We start from the raw sequence: 16,061 nt of genomic DNA, 5'->3' as shown, positions 1-16,061 counted from the left end.
CACCGGGTTACCTGACAGCTATGGGTCCGCCATAGGAGGTCAAACCCTCCTGCATGCGACTGGCCCGCACCACCGGTGGCGGAGCGGGCCAGAACGTTCGGATGCGGGCGCGTCAGCGGGCCTCGCGCTTCTCCTTGATGCGGGCGGCCTTGCCGCGCAGGTCGCGCATGTAGTAGAGCTTGGCGCGACGGACGTCACCGCGGGTCACCACAACGATCTTCTCGATGACCGGGCTGTTCACCGGGAAGGTGCGCTCGACGCCGACGCTGTAGCTGACCTTGCGCACGGTGAAGGTCTCACGGGAGCCACCACCCTGGCGGCGCAGGACGAAGCCCTTGAACACCTGGATACGGGACCGGTTGCCCTCGATGACCCGGACGTGAACCTCAAGCGTGTCGCCAGGGCGGAAGGCCGGGATGTCGGAGCGGAGCGCGGACTTCTCGAGCTCGCTGATCAGCGTGTGCATGACAGTGGTACCTCGTCTAGGTGAGCACGTGGAGGTTCATCCGGCCGCGCGGGCGGCATCGCGATGGACACACGTGCTGGATTGGATGTGTCTGGGGAACCGGGCCGTCCGCCCGGTTGCGCGCGCCAACCCGCGGACAGCAAGCGGCAACGCTTCAGTCTGCCATATTTATCCAACCGACCGGAAATCAGCGCGTCAGACCGGCCGGTCGCCCTCCCGCGCGGGCAGGCCAAGCTCCGCGAGGATCTTCAGATCATGCTTGTCCAGGCCCTCCGGGTCGAGCGCGGCCAGCAGCTCGGGCCTGTTCCGCGCGGTACGGCGCAGCGCCTCGTCACGCCGCCACCGAGCGATCTTGCCGTGGTGCCCGGACAGCAGGATCTCGGGGACCTCGCGCCCCCGCCAGTCCGGGGGCTTGGTGTAGACCGGCCCCTCAAGGAGGTTCTCCATCGCCCCGGGCGCGAAGGAGTCGTCAACGGCGGAGCAGGCGTTGCCGAGCACCCCGGGCAGCAGCCGTCCCACGGCCTCGATCATCACCAGCACCGCGGCCTCGCCGCCCGCCAGCACGTAGTCGCCGACACTGACCTCCTCGACCCGGGTCCGCGTGCCGTACTCGGCCATGACGCGTGAGTCGATGCCCTCGTAGCGGGCGGGGGTGAACAGCAGCCACGGTTCGGCGGCGTACTCCATGGCGAGCCGCTGGGTGAAGGGCACGCCGCTGGGGGTCGGCACGACGATCCTGGGCGGCGCCTCACCGCTGGCCAGGACGGCGTCGATGGCCTCGCCCCACGGGTCCGGCTTCATGACCATGCCGGGGCCGCCGCCGTAGGGGGTGTCGTCCACGGTGCGGTGGACGTCGTGGGCCCAGTCGCGCAGTTGGTGGAGGCGCACGTCCAGGATGCCGCGCTCCCTGGCCTTGCCGATGAGGGAGACGTCGAGCGGCGCGAAGTACTCGGGGAAGATCGAGATGATGTCGACGCGCATGTCAGACGACCTCGTCCGGGTCGAGCAGACCCGCAGGGCCGTCCACGACGAGGTGCCCCTTCTCCAGGTCGACCACCGGCACCAGCGCCTTGACGAACGGCACGTAGACGTCCCTGCCCTTCCTGCGCACCACGAGCAGGTCCTGTCCGTGGTGCAGCACGTCGGTCACCTCACCGGCCCGCTCACCGTCAGGGGTGAGTACGGCCAGGCCGATGAGCTGGTGGTCGTGGAACTCGTCCGGATCGTCGGAGGGCGGAATGTCCGCCGAGTCGATGACGAGCATGGTGCCCCTGAGCGCCTCGGCCCGGTCACGGTCGTCGACGCCCTCGAACCTGACCAGCAGGGTCCCGGCGTGGCTGCGGCTCGACCGGACGACGAGCGGCCCCCTGGCGGCGGGGTCGGTGGCGATGACGGCCCCCGGGGCGAAACGCCGGTCCGGGTCGTCGGTGCGCACCTCGACGGACACCTCGCCGCGAAGCCCGTGGGGACGGCCGATCCGGCCTACGACAAGCTGCACGCCCGCCTCCCGAATAGTCGTGGGTGGAAAGACGGACGGGCCACCCACGCTGGGTGGGTGACCCGTTCGCTGATGGATCTCTGTGGGTGCCTGGCCCCGCACCCGGGCTTGGAGGCCCGGGAGACGGACCTCTAACGGGCCTCGTTCAGGTCGAGCAGGTCGACCCTGATGTACTTGCCGTCGCCCAGGGCGTTCACCACGGTGCGGAGCGCCTTGGCCGTACGGCCGCCACGGCCGATGACCTTGCCGAGGTCCTCGGGGTGGACCCGGACCTCAAGCACACGACCGCTGCGGATGCGGCGCGCGTGAACCTGGACCTCGTCGGGATGTTCGACGATGCCCTTCACCAGGTGCTCGAGGGCCTCCTCAAGCACCTCAGGCCTCGCCTTCCGGCTTCTCCTCCGCGGCCGTTTCCTGGACCTCGGCGGCGGGCTCTTCAGCCTTCGCCTTCTTGGCGGGCTTCTTCGGCGTGGTGGCGTTGTCCAGGGACAGCGCCTCCTTGGCCGCGGCCTCGTAGAGCGCGTGGCGGTCGGCCTTGGGCTCGGCCACCTTGAGCGGGGCCGGGGCGGGCTCGCCCTTGAACTTCTGCCAGTCGCCGGTGAGCTTGAGGAGCTTCAGCACGGGCTCGGTCGGCTGCGCGCCGACACCCAGCCAGTAGGCCGCGCGCTCAGCGTTGACCTCGATGCGCGAAGGGTTCTCCTTCGGGTGGTACAGACCGATCTCCTCGATCGCCCGACCGTCACGCTTGGTGCGGCTGTCGGCGACGACGATGCGGTACTGCGGGTTGCGGATCATGCCGAGCCGCTTGAGCTTGATCTTGACTGCCACGGGTGTGGTCTCTCCTGCATTAGAGCGTGGGTGAGCGGCGTCTCATCGAGTGGGGTACGAGGAGAGGACCGTTCAGGGGACAGGCGCGGCACATGGGGGTGAGAGGGCACCCACGTGACACGGTGTTCCAACATGTCATTGTGCCAGACGCCCGGGGGTGCCCGACCAACCAAGCCCCATCCCGTACGGCACGCGGACGGCAAATCTCGGTAATCCGCGTGTGTCCGGCGGGCGGGCGGGCCGCTTCGCTGCGCTAATTGGCCGCCGTGGCAACCACCCTGAGATCCCTGCTGCCGGCCGCGGCCGGTTCCCTGGCGGTGCTGGCCGCGGCGCTCACCCTGCGGGTGACGGCCATGACCGGTGCGCCGTCCGCCCCGGAGGCCGTCCCCGGGTGGATCCCCTGTGGGGCGCCGTCACCCGACCCGCTGCTGCGGATCCTGGCCGTCTGCCCCTCCCCTCCCGACTGAGATCCGGCTGGGAACGGGCCTACTTGGGGCGGAACCCCAGCAGCTCAAGGGCCGTCACGGCGATCAACCCGGCCATGATGACCAGCCAGATCCACCTGGTCCGCCTGGTGAAGCGGTCCTCGCTCACTTCTGACCGGGGAGCTTGAACTTCGAGGGGTCGAAGCCCGGCGGGAGCTCAAGACCGGGCGGCAGCTGACCGGCGCCGAGCTTGCCGAGGGCGCCACCCTTGCCAGGGGCCTCGGCGGAGGCGGCGTTCTTGCCGAGGGCCGCCTTGCGCGGGTCACCGCTGACCCTGCGGCCCTTGGCCGCCTTCTTCTGCGCGCCCTTGTTCTTGCGCCCACCCGGCATGCCTGGGATGCCCATGCCGCCCGCCATGCGCTTCATCATCTTCTGCGCGTCGAAGAAGCGGACGACCAGGTTGTTGACCTCGGTCACGGTGACGCCGGAGCCCTTGGCGATGCGGGCTCGGCGGGAGCCGTCGATCATCTTGGGGTTCTGGCGCTCACCCGGGGTCATCGAGCGGATGATGGCGGCGACGCGGTCCAGGTCACGGTCGTCCACCTGGTTGATCTGGTCACGCATCTGCCCCATGCCGGGCATCATGCCGAGCAGGTTCTTGATGGGGCCCATCTTGCGGACCATCATCATCTGCTCAAGGAAGTCCTCAAGGGTGAAGCCCTCGCCGGAGGTGAGCTTGCCCGCCATCTTGGCGGCTTCCTGCTCGTCGAAGGTCTTCTGCGCCTGCTCGATCAGGGTGAGGATGTCACCCATGTCGAGGATGCGGGAGGCCATCCGGTCGGGGTGGAAGGCGTCGAAGTCCTCAAGCTTCTCACCGGTCGAGGCGAACATGATCGGCCTGCCGGTGATGTGCCGCACCGAGAGGGCGGCACCGCCCCTGGCGTCGCCGTCGAGCTTGGTGAGCACGACGCCGTCGAAGCCGACGCCCTCCATGAAGGCCTGGGCGGTGGAGACCGCGTCCTGACCGATCATGGCGTCCACGACGAAGAGGACCTCGTCGGGAGAGACAGCGTCGCGAATGTCGGCGGCCTGCTTCATCAGCTCCTGGTCGATGCCCAGGCGGCCCGCGGTGTCAATGATGACGACGTCGTGCTGCTGGCGCTTGGCGTGCTCGATCGACTGGCGGGCCACGACGATCGGGTCGCCGACGCCGTTGCCCGGCTCGGGGGCGAAGACCGCCACCCCCGCGCGCTCGGCGACGACGGAGAGCTGCTGGACCGCGTTGGGGCGCTGCAGGTCGGCGGCGACGAGCAGCGGCGTGTGGTTCTGCTCACGCAGCCAGCGGGCGAGCTTGCCCGCCAGGGTGGTCTTACCGGCGCCCTGGAGACCCGCGAGCATGATGACGGTCGGCGGGTTCTTCGCGTAGCGAAGGCGACGGGTCTCACCGCCCAGGATCTCGACCAGCTCGTCGTTGACGATCTTGACGACCTGCTGCGCCGGGTTCAGCGCCTGGGACACCTCGGCGCCCCGGGCCCGTTCCTTGACCTGGGCCACGAACGTCCTGACCACCGGCAGCGCGACGTCGGCCTCAAGCAACGCGATGCGGATCTCGCGGCAGGTCGCGTCGATGTCCGCCTCGGACAGGCGTCCCTTGGAACGAAGGGAGGAGAAGACCGATGTCAGCCGGTCGGAAAGCGTCTCGAACACGTGATTGGCCAGCCTCTGCGCTCTCGGGTCTGCGACTCGACCTCCCAGCCTATCCGCTGGAGGGGGCGGAACACGCCTCCGCGGTGCGGCGGTATGGCGGTGGTATGTCCGGCGACACACCGGCGCCGCCCGGGCCGCGCCGTACACCGGTCCGTGCTCCCTGCCCGATCCCGCGGGAGACCGCGCCGCTCGCGCGGGACCGGGCAGGGAGCACGGACGCCGGAACGTCCAAGAAAACACACGTACGGACATGACAAGACGCCGGGACCGTCACTGGCCCCGGGCGCCCCGGCCTCGGCGGGAGGGCCTCAGCGACCCCAGCCGGGCACGGCCATCCGCATGGTGAGGGCGTGCTCGACCAGCGTGATGAGCGTGGCCTTCACCGCGTCCCTGGAGCGTGCGTCGGTGCGCGAGATCGGGATGTGCGGCGCCAGCGTGAGCGCCTCGCGCACCTCCTCCTCGCCGTGCAGGTAGGTGCCGTCCCAGCCGTTGACCGCCACGACGAAGGGAAGCTTGGCCTCCTCGAAGTAGTCGATCGCCGGGAAGCTGTCGGCCAGCCGCCGGGTGTCGACGAGCACGATGGCGCCGATCGCGCCACGCACGAGGTCGTCCCACATGAACCAGAACCGGTGCTGGCCGGGCGTGCCGAACAGGTACAGGATCAGGTCCCGGTCGAGCGAGACACGCCCGAAGTCCATGGCGACCGTGGTGGTCGTCTTGTTCGGGGTGAGGCCGAGGTCGTCGATACCGGCGCTGGCGTCGGTCATCACCGCCTCGGTGGTCAGCGGCAGGATCTCGGAGACCGCTCCCACGAACGTGGTCTTGCCGACGCCGAAGCCTCCGGCGACGACGATCTTCGTCGATGTCAGGCCGCCGCCGCGGCTAGAGCCTGCGAAGTCCACTGAGCACCCTTTCCAGCAGGTTGAGATCCGGCTTGCCCGCGTCCAGTTGCGGCTGGTGGATCTGCACCAGGCCCTCGGCCGCCATGTCCGCGACCAGGATCCGGGTGACGCCGAGCGGGATGCGGAGCATCGCGGAGATCTCGGCGACCGAGCGCACCTGCCGGCACAGGCCGCTGATGGCCTGGTACTCCGGCGTGCGGTTGGTCAGATCGTGGTGCGCGGACGTCGCCGAGGAGACCAGGGCCTCCATGGCGAGCTGGGTCCGGGGGGCGGTGCGCCCTCCGGTGACGGCGTACGGCCTGACCAGGGAGCTCTGCTCCACGGGTGCCGGTTGCGTGTGATGTGAAGGACCACCCTGTTGCCGGTGGGGGTCGTCCATGGACTGGTAGGGCGACCCGCCTAGCGGGTCACCCTCACCGGGCCAGCCGCGGCCTGCCACGGCATCCTCCTATGGTCATCGCCATCACCGGGGGTGTGAGGCCTGGAGTTCGGCGCGGACCGCCGGTGTCAACACCTGGCCCGCTCGTTCGACAAGCAAGGTCATCTGGTAGGCCACGAGCCCCATGTCGCAGTCGGCCGCGGCCAGTACGGCCAGGCAGGAGCCGTCGCTGATCGACATGATGAGCAGCAGTCCTCGCTGCATCTCGACCACGGTCTGGGTGACGGCTCCGCCCTCGAAGACCCTGGAGGCACCCTGCGTCAGGCTGATCAGTCCGGCGGCGACCGCCGCGAGCTGGTCGGCCCTGTCCCTGGGGAATCCATCGGAATACGCCAACGGCAGGCCGTCAGCCGACACAACGACCGTGTGGGCAACGCCTGGGACGTTGTTCACGAAGTCGGTGATCAGCCAGTTGACCCCCCGGGCGGCCTGGCTCATTTCGCGCACGTGTCATCCTCCTTGGCGACCGGGGCGAGCTCGCTCACCGGTCTTCCTCGTTTCTTCCTTCAACGTCACGGCTGAAGTCGGGGTAGGGCTGTCCCTCACCGGCTTCGCCCCTGGCGACCGCGCGGCCCTGCCGTACTCCTTGCTGGAAGCTCGCCAGGCGGTTGCGGACCGCTTCGGGGGAGACAGAAGGCCTGAACGCGGGGGTCTGGGGGGCCGCCGCCGAGCCGGGCGCGGCCGTACCGGGAACCAGGTTCGCCTTGGGCACCCGCTTGGGCAGCCCGGCTCCGGTCATCCCGCCGAGGGTCGGCTCACTGGCCGCCCGCGCCGCCTGCCAGCCCGCGTCGGCGGGCGAGGACCAGACGTCGGAGGGCGGCGGGGCCGCGGGGGGCGGGGTGCTCGCCTCGGGAGCGTCGGTCTTGCCCGGGACGGGATCGACCTTCTTGAACCAGTCGGACTCGACGGCGGCGAAGATCGGAAGGAACTCCTCCTTCGCCTCCTCCATGAGCGAGGGCTCGGGGACGACGGGCAGCGGGCCCGTGTTGTCCGAGGGCTCGAACACGCTGCTGTCGAAGGGCCGCCCGTTCTGACCGGGTGCGCCTGGCCAGGCGGTGTCGTTCTCCCTCGCGGGGGTGCTGCTCCAGATGCCCGAGTCGCCACGCGCGGGCGCGTCCGGCCACACGCTCGTGTCGGGCTGGGAGGCGATCGGCCAGCCTCCCGGGCCTCCCGGCTCGCCGGGGCGCGGGGAGCCGGGCCACACCGTGTCCGAGGAGAGGTCCGAGGAGAGGTTCGACCAGCTCGGGCCGCCTCCCTGCTGCGGTACCTGGCCTGACCACACGCTGTCGAAGGGCGACTGGCTGAAGGGGTCGATCCCGGCGGGGCTGTTGGGCGCCTCGAAGGAGGCGAGCTGCTGCCGTACGTCGAACTGGTTGAAGGAGTGCTGGGCGTCGAAGGAGGTGAAGGCCGACTGGGTGGGGTCGAGCGTGGTCGGGCTGGCCAGCAGCGGCGTGCGGTCCATCGCCGCCCGGTCCTGCGGCCCCATGGCCGCCGACCAGTCGCCGCCGCCGTGGGTGACGGGCGCCTGGCGGGAGTCGGCCTCCGACAGCAGGTTCTCCGGGACCAGCACCATGGCGGTCAGGCCGCCGCTGTCCTGCTGCCTGAGCTGGACGCGGATACCGTGACGCAGGGCCAGGCGGCCGACCACGAACAGGCCCATCCTGCGGGAGACGGAGACGTCGACCACGGGCGGGTTGGCCAGCCGCCAGTTCGCCTGGGTCAGCTCGTCGGCGGTCATGCCGATGCCGAGGTCGGCGACCGAGACCATCACGCCGCCGCCGTCGATCCGGTTGCTGGACACGACGACCTTCGTCTCCTTGGGAGAGAAGGAGATCGCGTTCTCGACCAGCTCGGCGATGAGGTGCACGACGTCGTTGACCGAGGTGCCGACGACGGAGACGCCCGCCGACAGGTTCAGGGTGACCCGCTCGTAGTTCTCGACCTCCGACAGCGAGGCGCGGACGACGTCGATGAGCGGGATGGGCTGGCTCCACCTGCGTGCGGGCTCCTGACCGGCGAGGACCAGGAGGTTCTCGCTGTTGCGGCGCATGCGGGTGGCGAGGTGGTCGAGGCGGAAGAGGTTGCCGAGCCGGTGCTCGTCCTGTTCGCCCTGCTCCAGGCTCTCGATGAGGGACAGCTGGCGTTCGACCAGGGTCTGGCTGCGGCGGGAGAGGTTGACGAACATCGCGTTGACGTTGCTGCGCAGCGTGGCCTCCTGGCCCGCCAGCCGGATGGCCTCGCGGTGGACCTCGTCGAAGGCGCGCGCGACATCGCCGATCTCGTCGTCGGAGTTGACGCCGATGGGCTGGACCTTGACGCTCTCCGGGTCGCCGCTCTCCCGCAGCGACTGGACGGTCTCGGGCAGGCGCTCCTCGGCGACGGACAGCGCCTCGGTGCGGAGCCTGCGCAGCGGCCTGACCAGCGAGCGCGCCATGATCGTGGTGACGATGAGGACCAGCAGGAGCAGCAGGCCGCTGGCGCCCGCGGCGATCATCGCGCCGCGCTGCTCGGCTTCCTGGAGGGTACGGCTCTGCGTGATGACCGAGTCGGCGATGGCCTTCTCGACCGAGCGCATCTTGTCGATGATCACGCTGGAGGCGTCGAACCACTGGGTCTGGTCGCCCGCGCCGGTGCCGGTCGCGTTGACGTTGACCAGGGGGGCGTTGGCGGTCGCCAGGACGAGGGACCTGAGGCGGATGAACTCCGCGCGGTCGACCTTCTGGCCGCTGACGGTGTCGTCGTAGAACTGGCGCTGCTCCAGGGAGGCCTCACCCCTGAAGGCGGCCAGCTCGCTGTCGCGCTGGGCGCGGGCGACGATGAAGTTGTCGAGGCCCTCGGTGCTGAACTGCCTGTTGGCGAGCGCGACGGCGAGTTCGGCCCGCTCTCTCGACGCCTGCTCCTTGGCCCTGGCCAGGGCGGCGAAGGCCGCCGCGCTGCTGCTGAGGGACTGGTCTGCGTCGACCTGGACGATCTTCTCGTGGAGAACGAGGAAGTCGCCGATCGCCTGGGAGTAGGCCTGGATGACGGGCTGGGCGGGCAGCGCGCTGCTGACGACGGCCTTGCGCACGTTGGCCAGCTCGTCGAGGCGGGTGCTCATCTGCGCGATGTCCTCGCGCTCGCGGGAGGCGAAGTCGCCCGCCGCCGCGGTGCGCAGCCGTTCACGCACGGCCGCGACGGACTTGTCGACGGCGCCGTACTGGTCGTCGAGCTTGGTGCGGGAACCGCGGAGGCGGCCTTGGGCCACGAACCTCGCGGCCAGGTCGCGTTCGAGCTGCAGGCCGTGCACCAGCCCGCTCAGGTCGGCCGAGAGCTCGGCGGTCACCCGCACCTGCTCGTACTCGGCGGCGTTGTTGACCGAGGCGACCACGCGCAGACCGCCGAGGACGATCGCCGCGGTCGTGGGGATGACGATGAGCACGATCAGTCGCGACCGTACGCGCCAGTTCCTGAACGCGAACCTGCTGCCGTTCTCGCGGGGGCCCTTGCGCCGTCCGCCCTTGGGGGCCTTCACCGTCTCGGCGCTGTCCTCCTGCGCCGCTGTTTCGCCGAAGACCTGGGCAGCAACCAGCCCGGATTCGCGTTCACTGGGGATTGCCGTCCTCACTGGCCTCCGCTACCTCTCCTCGGTTTGTCTGATTGGAGGGGATCCTGTCATGCATCTGATCTTCACGTGACGCGGATGCATCCTTGGGGCGAGGGTTATTGGAGCATAGCCCGAACAGTTCGGCCAATAGCCCATAAGTCGCAACTTATGGGCAATCAGGACTAGATGCGGACAACCGGGCAACCCTCACAGGGACCCACCGAGCAGATTTATACGGGTATATCCAACCCGGCGCCCAGACTTTCCCAACATGTCATCGCCCCTTCCACGGGAGATTTTGGAACGCTCCGATTCACCACGAACCCATCCGAAACCCCACCCGCGAAAGTCCATATTTGTCCGATTTACCCCTATTGGCCAATACTTGCGATTAAGCGCGCCCCCTCCGCTACGCTGCTGCACGGCCGGGAGCCCCCTCATCCTGCGCTTCCTTGGACCATCCCCATCGCACGACGGCTTCCGGCGGATCAGGCCCGCACGGTCAATCGCCCCTAAGGAGACCCTCATGCGCCTCGGACCCCTCAGCAGGACGTCTCACGCGGAGCCGGTCGGGTGAGCGGTCGGGCCCTGCTGCGCAACAGGGTGGTCTGCGGTGCCCTCGGGGTCGCGACGCTGCTCCTGCTGGCCGAGGCCGCGGGCAGGGCGGGCCTGTTCGGCCAGGACACCCTGCCGCTGACCTCCACGATCGTGGCCAGGACCGTCGAGCTCGCCGGGGACGAGGAGTTCCTGACCGACGTGGCGGCGACCATGACCGCCTGGTCCCTCGGCCTGCTCCTCACCGTCGCCGTCACGGTCCCGCTCGGGCTGCTGCTCGGCAGCCTGCCGAAGGTGGAGGCGACGGTGCGCCCGCTGATCGAGTTCCTCCGCCCGATCCCCTCGGTCGCCCTCATCCCGCTGGCGATCCTGCTCTTCCCCGACCGGCTCGACCTCAAGATCGCCGTGATCTTCTACGCCTCGTGCTGGCCGATCCTGATCAACACCATGTACGGCCTGCGGGACGTGGACCCGGTGGCCAAGGAGACCCTGCGCAGCTTCGGCTTCGGGCCGCTGGCCGTACTGTGGCGAGTCTCACTGCCCAGCACCGCGCCGTTCATCGCCACCGGTGTACGGCTCGCGGGCGGCATCGCGCTCATCCTCGCCGTCAGCGCCGAGTTGCTCGCGGGCGGCTCCGACGGCATCGGCGCCTACGTCATCGAGGCGAGCAGCAGCCCCGACGGCCTTGAGTTCATCATCGCCGCGACCGTGTGGGCGGGGATCCTCGGCGTGGTGACGAACAGCCTGTTCATCGGGGCCGAGCGGAGACTGTTCCGCTGGCACACCGCGCGGGCGGGGGTGGCCGCGTGAAGAGCCCCGCGCACGCCGCGCCGCGTAGTACCCCCTCCTCCCCCGGCTTCCTGACGCGTCTGTGGCCGATCCTCCTCGTGCTCGTGCTGTGGGAGGTCGTCACCCGGGTCGCCGCCAACGGCTTCTTCCCGCCGCCGAGCACGATCGTGGTCAGGATGCGGGAGATGTGGCTCACCGGCCCCGCGGCTCATCTGTGGCTGAGCGACGCCGCCCTGGACAACTTCCCGCCCAGCCTGGCCAGGCTCTTCACCGGCTGGATCCTCGCCGGGATCGTCGGCGTCGTGTTCGGCTTGCTGCTGGGCCGCTCGGTGGTCCTGGCCCGCTTCGTCGATCCGCTCGTCCACTTCGGGCGGGCGATCCCGCCGCCCATGCTCCTGCCGCTGCTGATCCCGCTGATGAGCATCGGCACGCCGATGCAGCTGACCACGATCGTGTTCGGCGTCGTCTGGCCGGTGCTGCTCAACACCGTCGAGGGCGCCCGTTACGTGGACCGTCAGCACGTGGAGACCGCCAGGGTCTTCGGCTTCACCCGTGGGCAGCGGCTGTGGCGGGTCATCCTTCCCTCCGCGACCCCGAAGATCTTCGCGGGCCTGCGGCTCAGCCTGTCCCTCGCCCTGATCCTCATGGTCGTCTCCGAGCTGGTGGGCAGTACCAACGGGATCGGCTTCCAGCTCCGCGAATCGGAGCGCGCCTTCGACCCGCCCGGCCTGTGGGGCTCCCTCGTGGTGCTCGGCCTGCTCGGCTACGTGCTGAACCTGGCGTTCTTCACCGTCGAGCGACGGGTCCTGTCCTGGCACCGCGCCGCCAAGCAGACAACCTGAGGAACCGCCGTGCTTGAGATCTCCAACCTGACCCACACCTACGGAAGCGGCCCCTCGGCCCACACCGCCCTGGGCGGCATCGACCTGCGCGTCGCCGAAGGTGAGCTGGTGTGCATCGTCGGCCCCTCGGGGTCCGGCAAGTCGACCCTGCTGCGCTCCATCGCCGGGCTGCTGCGCCCGACCGGCGGCAGGATCACACTCGACGGCACCCCCGTCGCCCAGATCCCGGACGACCTGGCCGTGGTCTTCCAGGACTACAGCCGCTCGCTGTTCCCCTGGATGTCGGTCGCCGACAACGTCTCGCTGCCGCTGCGCCGCAAGGGACAGAGCAGGAAGCAGCGGACCCGCTCGGCGGCGGAGGCCCTCGAACAGGTCGGCCTGGCCTCGGCGGGGAGCAAGTATCCCTGGGAGCTGTCCGGCGGCATGCAGCAGCGTGTCTCCATCGCCCGCGCCCTGGCCTACCGTCCCTCCCTGCTGCTGATGGACGAGCCGTTCGGCTCCGTGGACGCCCAGACCCGCGAGGACCTGGAGGACCTGACGCTGCTGGTCCGCGGCCTGCACAACATGACCATCCTGCTCATCACCCACGACATCGACGAGAGCGTCTACGTCGGCGACCGCGTCGTGGTGCTCTCCAAGGCCCCGGCGAGGGTGGTCGGCGACCTACGGGTCGACCTGCCCGGCCCCCGTGACCAGATCAACACCAGGGAGCACTCCGATTTCGTACGGCTGCGCGGCGAGGTCGGCCGCCTGGTGCGCGGGGTGCGTCCCTCACAGCCGTCCGCCCTCTGACGACCGTCCGCCGCCCCGGGTGTCACCGCCCGGGGCGGCCGCTGTTGAAGGCCCCTTCAGAACGGGACGTCCGGCCCTGCCCCGCCGCTGACATGGGGGCTTGTGAAAATCCGCGGACCATTTTGAAGATCGCTGTAAAAGCTTTTCGAGGCACCGGTAAATCCGTTTCGAACCCCTAGAGCGTTCCATTCCCTACCGTACGGACGCAAAAGATATCGTCGTTCCCGCGCCGTACAGCACACATTCCGGTGGCCCGAAACGGCCGTGATACCCGATCCGGCGGCATCGGCCCCCCACATACGGAGGGCCGGAAACCGGCTCCCCCTTGTAACACAGGCCCCAATTCCGTCAAGTAGGCACTTCACTAACCCGGTAAATCCCCTCTGACAGCAACAAAACATGCCATATGGGGACATAAATTATGGACTGTCGCTAAACCCGACGTTAAGGGTTGCTGCTGGATTTGAGAGCATCTACGATCGCTCCTTGATCTCTTCTCCCCGATTCCGGGACGTCCAACTCATGCCGCATTCCCTCACCTCTTCGAGGAGCCACATATGAGGTTCCGTCCACTAACACGAGCATGCCTGGTCATCGCCGCTCTCTCCGTTCTCGTCACCGCCTGCAGCAGCGAGAAAACCACTTCGAACTCGGCGAACGGTCTGGAAAAGACCGACATCACCATCGGTATGCTGCCGCTGCCCGAGGTCGCGCCGGTCCAGATCGCCATCAGCCGGGGCTTCTTCAAGGCGGAGGGCCTGAACGTCAACTACAAGCTCATCGAGGGTGGCGCGGCCGCGCTCCCCACCCTGCTCAGCGGCGGGTTCGACGTGCTGCACAGCAACTACGTCTCCGCCTTCACCGCCGCGTCGCAGAACCTCGCGGATCTCAAGGTGATCGCGGAGGCGACCGTCGCGACGCCCGGCTCCTTCGTCCTGCTGACGGCACCGAACTCGCACGTCACCAAGGTCGAGGACCTGAAGGGCAAGAAGATCGGCGTCAACACGAAGAAGAACGTGGCGACGCTGTCGACCAGCGTGACACTGAAGGTACACGGCCTGGACGTCACACGCGACAAGATTGACTTCATCGAGGTGCCCTTCCCCAACATGTGGCAGGCCCTCAAGAGCGGCCAGGTGGACGCGGCCTTCCTGCCCGAGCCGTTCGTGAGCGCCGCCGCCGCCGACGGAGGGGTCAAGCTCGCCGACACGATGGCCGGTCCCACCGACAGCTTCCCGATCGCGGGTTACTTCGTCACCTCGGAGTTCGCGAGCAAGAGCCCCAAGACCCTCGCCGCCTTCCAGCGCGCCCTGCTGAAGGCGCAGACCATCGCCGCGAACGACCGCAAGGCCGTCGCCGAGGCCATCCCCCAGTACACCAAGATCAACGCACAGACCGCGCAGATCATGCAGCTACCCGGTTTCCCCATCACGACGAACGCCGTACGACTGCAGCGGGTCTCCGACCTGATGCTTGAGTACGGCTACCTGACCAAGCCGTTCGACGTCAACTCGCTCCTGCTCGGAGGACAGAAATGATCGAGGCATACCAGGCTGTCGGCCTGGTCCCCACCATGCGCGGCGTCCGCAACCGGGACGAGATCCAGATCAACCTGGAGCACATCGAACACCTGGTCAAGGCCGCCTCCTGGCTGTCCAGCCTCGACCTGCCCGTCCGCCTGATCGCGATTCCCGAGGGAGCCCTGCAGGGCTTCAACGACGAGGTCCTCGACATCGACCACGAGGACTTCGCCAGGGAGGTCGCGATCGAGGTGCCCGGCCCAGAGACCGACAGGCTCGGCGCGCTGGCCCGCCAGTGGAACACCTACATCGTCGCCCAGGCCAAGGCCCTGCACCCGGAGTTCCCCGGCCGCTTCTTCAACGTCGGACTGGTGATCGACCCCGAGGGTGAGATCGTCATGACGCACTACAAGACGGTCCCGCTGCTGCCCGTCGAGCACTCGGTCACCCCGCACGACGTCTGGGACCGCTGGGTCGAGCTGTACGGCAAGACACTCGACGCGTTCTACCCCGTCGCGGACACCGCGATCGGCAGGATCGGCGTGCTCATGGCCAACGAGGCCTCCTACCCGGAGAACGCCCGCGGGCTCGCCATGAACGGCGCGGAGATCATCTACCGCGGGCCGTACCCGCACCCGCACGTCGGCAACGGGCTCTACGCGATCCAGAACCAGGCCAGGGCGCTGGACAACAACTGCTACCTGATCGCCTGCAACGTCGGGACCTACTACCTGAACACCGACTCCGACGTCCCGATCGACACCTTCGGCGGGCACTCGATGGTCGTGGACTACAAGGGACAGATCGTCGGGCGCCACGACTACGGAGGCGCCTCCTCCTGGGTCTCCGGCACGATCGACATCGAGGCCCTGCGCAGGTTCCGCGCCAACGCGCAGTGGGACAACTGGATCAAGGACCTCAAGACCGAGCAGTACCAGCTCATCTACGAGAAGCCGATCTACCCGAAGAACCTCTACCTCGACCGCAAGCCGTACAACCACACGGAGTTCCGCACCGAGGTCATCGACAGGCAGATCGAGCTGATGCACGAGCGTGGCATCTGGGTGCGCCCGGAGAAGTAACCAGCGGGGACCGGTGTGACCGGGCCGGCTCGCCGGTGAAGCCGGCCCGGTGTGGACCCGCCACGACGGCGGGTCCACACCGGGAAGGAAGGATCAGACGCGAAGCGTCAGGACGTGTTCGACCAGGGTGATCAGGGTCGACTTGACCGCGTCCCGCGAACGGGCGTCGGTCCGTACGACGGGGATGTGCGGGGAGATCGTCAGAGCCTCCCGCACCTCCTCCTCACCGTGCAGGTGCGTCCCGCCGAAGCCGTTGAGGGCGACGACGAACGGGAGACCCGCCTCCTCGAAGTAGTCGATCGCCGGGAAGCTGTCGGCCAGCCGCCGGGTGTCGACCAGCACGATCGCGCCGATGGCGCCCTTGACGAGGTCGTCCCACATGAACCAGAACCGATGCTGACCCGGCGTACCGAACAGGTACAGGATCAGGTCCCGGTCCAGCGAAACCCGGCCGAAGTCCATGGCCACCGTGGTGGTCCGCTTGGTCGGGATGTGCGAGAGGTCGTCCACCTCCGCGCTGGCCTCCGTCATCACCGCTTCCGTGGTCAGCGGCATGATCTCGGAGACCGCTCCGACGAAGGTCGTCTTGCCGACACCGAATCCTCCGGCGACAACGATCTTCGTTGACGTCAT

At 68.6% G+C, this 16,061-nt stretch carries 17 protein-coding genes; 6 read left to right on the top strand and 11 right to left on the bottom strand.

Translation table 11 applies throughout. The features are described 5' to 3' along the window. Positions 1-112: 112 nt before the first annotated feature. The 5 genes from rplS to rpsP all read right to left on the bottom strand — a co-directional run bounded on the left by rplS (position 113) and on the right by rpsP (position 2,792). Positions 113-466: a 50S ribosomal protein L19 gene (gene rplS / locus FHS44_RS08655; RefSeq protein ID WP_184713305.1), complete on the bottom strand. Its 354-nt coding sequence runs from the start codon at positions 464-466 to the stop codon at positions 113-115. A 195-nt stretch (positions 467-661) separates the two neighbouring features. Further along, positions 662-1,447 (bottom strand): tRNA (guanosine(37)-N1)-methyltransferase TrmD, encoded by a 786-nt coding sequence (gene trmD, locus FHS44_RS08650; RefSeq protein ID WP_184713304.1) that lies wholly within the window; start codon positions 1,445-1,447, stop codon positions 662-664. Between the two features lies 1 nt (position 1,448). Beyond that, on the bottom strand, positions 1,449-1,964 hold the full coding sequence (gene rimM / locus FHS44_RS08645; RefSeq protein WP_184713303.1) for a ribosome maturation factor RimM: 516 nt from the start codon (positions 1,962-1,964) through the stop codon (positions 1,449-1,451). A 131-nt stretch (positions 1,965-2,095) separates the two neighbouring features. Further along, positions 2,096-2,338, bottom strand: a complete 243-nt coding sequence (locus FHS44_RS08640; RefSeq protein ID WP_184713302.1) for an RNA-binding protein — start codon at positions 2,336-2,338, stop codon at positions 2,096-2,098. A 1-nt stretch (position 2,339) separates the two neighbouring features. Further along, positions 2,340-2,792: a 30S ribosomal protein S16 gene (rpsP, locus tag FHS44_RS08635; RefSeq protein WP_184713301.1), complete on the bottom strand. Its 453-nt coding sequence runs from the start codon at positions 2,790-2,792 to the stop codon at positions 2,340-2,342. Positions 2,793-3,058: 266 nt separating this feature from the next. Here rpsP and FHS44_RS08630 point away from each other — a divergent pair, with 266 nt between their 5' ends. Further along, on the top strand, positions 3,059-3,259 hold the full coding sequence (locus FHS44_RS08630) for a hypothetical protein (protein WP_184713300.1): 201 nt from the start codon (positions 3,059-3,061) through the stop codon (positions 3,257-3,259). Between the two features lie 123 nt (positions 3,260-3,382). Here the strand turns inward: FHS44_RS08630 and ffh are convergent, their stop codons facing one another. From ffh to FHS44_RS08605, 5 genes are all read right to left on the bottom strand, one after another. Beyond that, positions 3,383-4,924, bottom strand: coding sequence for a signal recognition particle protein (gene ffh, locus FHS44_RS08625; RefSeq protein WP_184713299.1), 1,542 nt, complete (start codon positions 4,922-4,924; stop codon positions 3,383-3,385). A gap of 308 nt (positions 4,925-5,232) precedes the next feature. After that, complete coding sequence (locus FHS44_RS08620) at positions 5,233-5,826, bottom strand: GTP-binding protein (RefSeq protein ID WP_012888558.1); 594 nt, start codon at positions 5,824-5,826, stop codon at positions 5,233-5,235. Further along, positions 5,807-6,205: a DUF742 domain-containing protein gene (locus FHS44_RS08615; RefSeq protein ID WP_221460596.1), complete on the bottom strand. Its 399-nt coding sequence runs from the start codon at positions 6,203-6,205 to the stop codon at positions 5,807-5,809. The genes FHS44_RS08620 and FHS44_RS08615 overlap by 20 nt, the downstream gene beginning before the upstream one ends. A gap of 84 nt (positions 6,206-6,289) precedes the next feature. Beyond that, positions 6,290-6,703 (bottom strand): roadblock/LC7 domain-containing protein, encoded by a 414-nt coding sequence (locus tag FHS44_RS08610; protein WP_197048434.1) that lies wholly within the window; start codon positions 6,701-6,703, stop codon positions 6,290-6,292. A gap of 43 nt (positions 6,704-6,746) precedes the next feature. Then, positions 6,747-9,869 (bottom strand): sensor histidine kinase, encoded by a 3,123-nt coding sequence (locus FHS44_RS08605; protein ID WP_184713297.1) that lies wholly within the window; start codon positions 9,867-9,869, stop codon positions 6,747-6,749. Between the two features lie 552 nt (positions 9,870-10,421). On the opposite strand from FHS44_RS08605, the gene FHS44_RS08600 reads away from it, so the two are divergent. From FHS44_RS08600 to FHS44_RS08580, 5 genes are all read left to right on the top strand, one after another. Continuing rightward, positions 10,422-11,213: an ABC transporter permease gene (locus FHS44_RS08600; protein ID WP_184713296.1), complete on the top strand. Its 792-nt coding sequence runs from the start codon at positions 10,422-10,424 to the stop codon at positions 11,211-11,213. Beyond that, entirely contained in the window at positions 11,210-12,034 is an 825-nt protein-coding gene (locus tag FHS44_RS08595) for an ABC transporter permease (RefSeq protein WP_184713295.1), read from the top strand. Before FHS44_RS08600 ends, FHS44_RS08595 begins: the two co-directional genes overlap by 4 nt. 9 nt (positions 12,035-12,043) lie before the next feature. Next, on the top strand, positions 12,044-12,826 hold the full coding sequence (locus tag FHS44_RS08590) for an ABC transporter ATP-binding protein (protein WP_184713294.1): 783 nt from the start codon (positions 12,044-12,046) through the stop codon (positions 12,824-12,826). A gap of 557 nt (positions 12,827-13,383) precedes the next feature. Next, positions 13,384-14,364, top strand: coding sequence for an ABC transporter substrate-binding protein (locus FHS44_RS08585; protein WP_184713293.1), 981 nt, complete (start codon positions 13,384-13,386; stop codon positions 14,362-14,364). Further along, on the top strand, positions 14,361-15,428 hold the full coding sequence (locus FHS44_RS08580) for a nitrilase-related carbon-nitrogen hydrolase (protein ID WP_184713292.1): 1,068 nt from the start codon (positions 14,361-14,363) through the stop codon (positions 15,426-15,428). Before FHS44_RS08585 ends, FHS44_RS08580 begins: the two co-directional genes overlap by 4 nt. A 93-nt stretch (positions 15,429-15,521) precedes the next feature. On the opposite strand, the gene FHS44_RS08575 is transcribed toward FHS44_RS08580, so the two are convergent. Then, a complete protein-coding gene (locus FHS44_RS08575) occupies positions 15,522-16,061 on the bottom strand; it encodes a GTP-binding protein (protein ID WP_184713291.1) in 540 nt (179 codons plus the stop codon).

Origin of the sequence: Streptosporangium saharense, from assembly GCF_014203715.1 — a bacterium.
Taxonomy (GTDB): domain Bacteria; phylum Actinomycetota; class Actinomycetes; order Streptosporangiales; family Streptosporangiaceae; genus Streptosporangium; species Streptosporangium saharense.
Note: the sequence above shows the minus strand (reverse complement) of the source record. Positions and strands in the feature narration are given on the sequence as shown.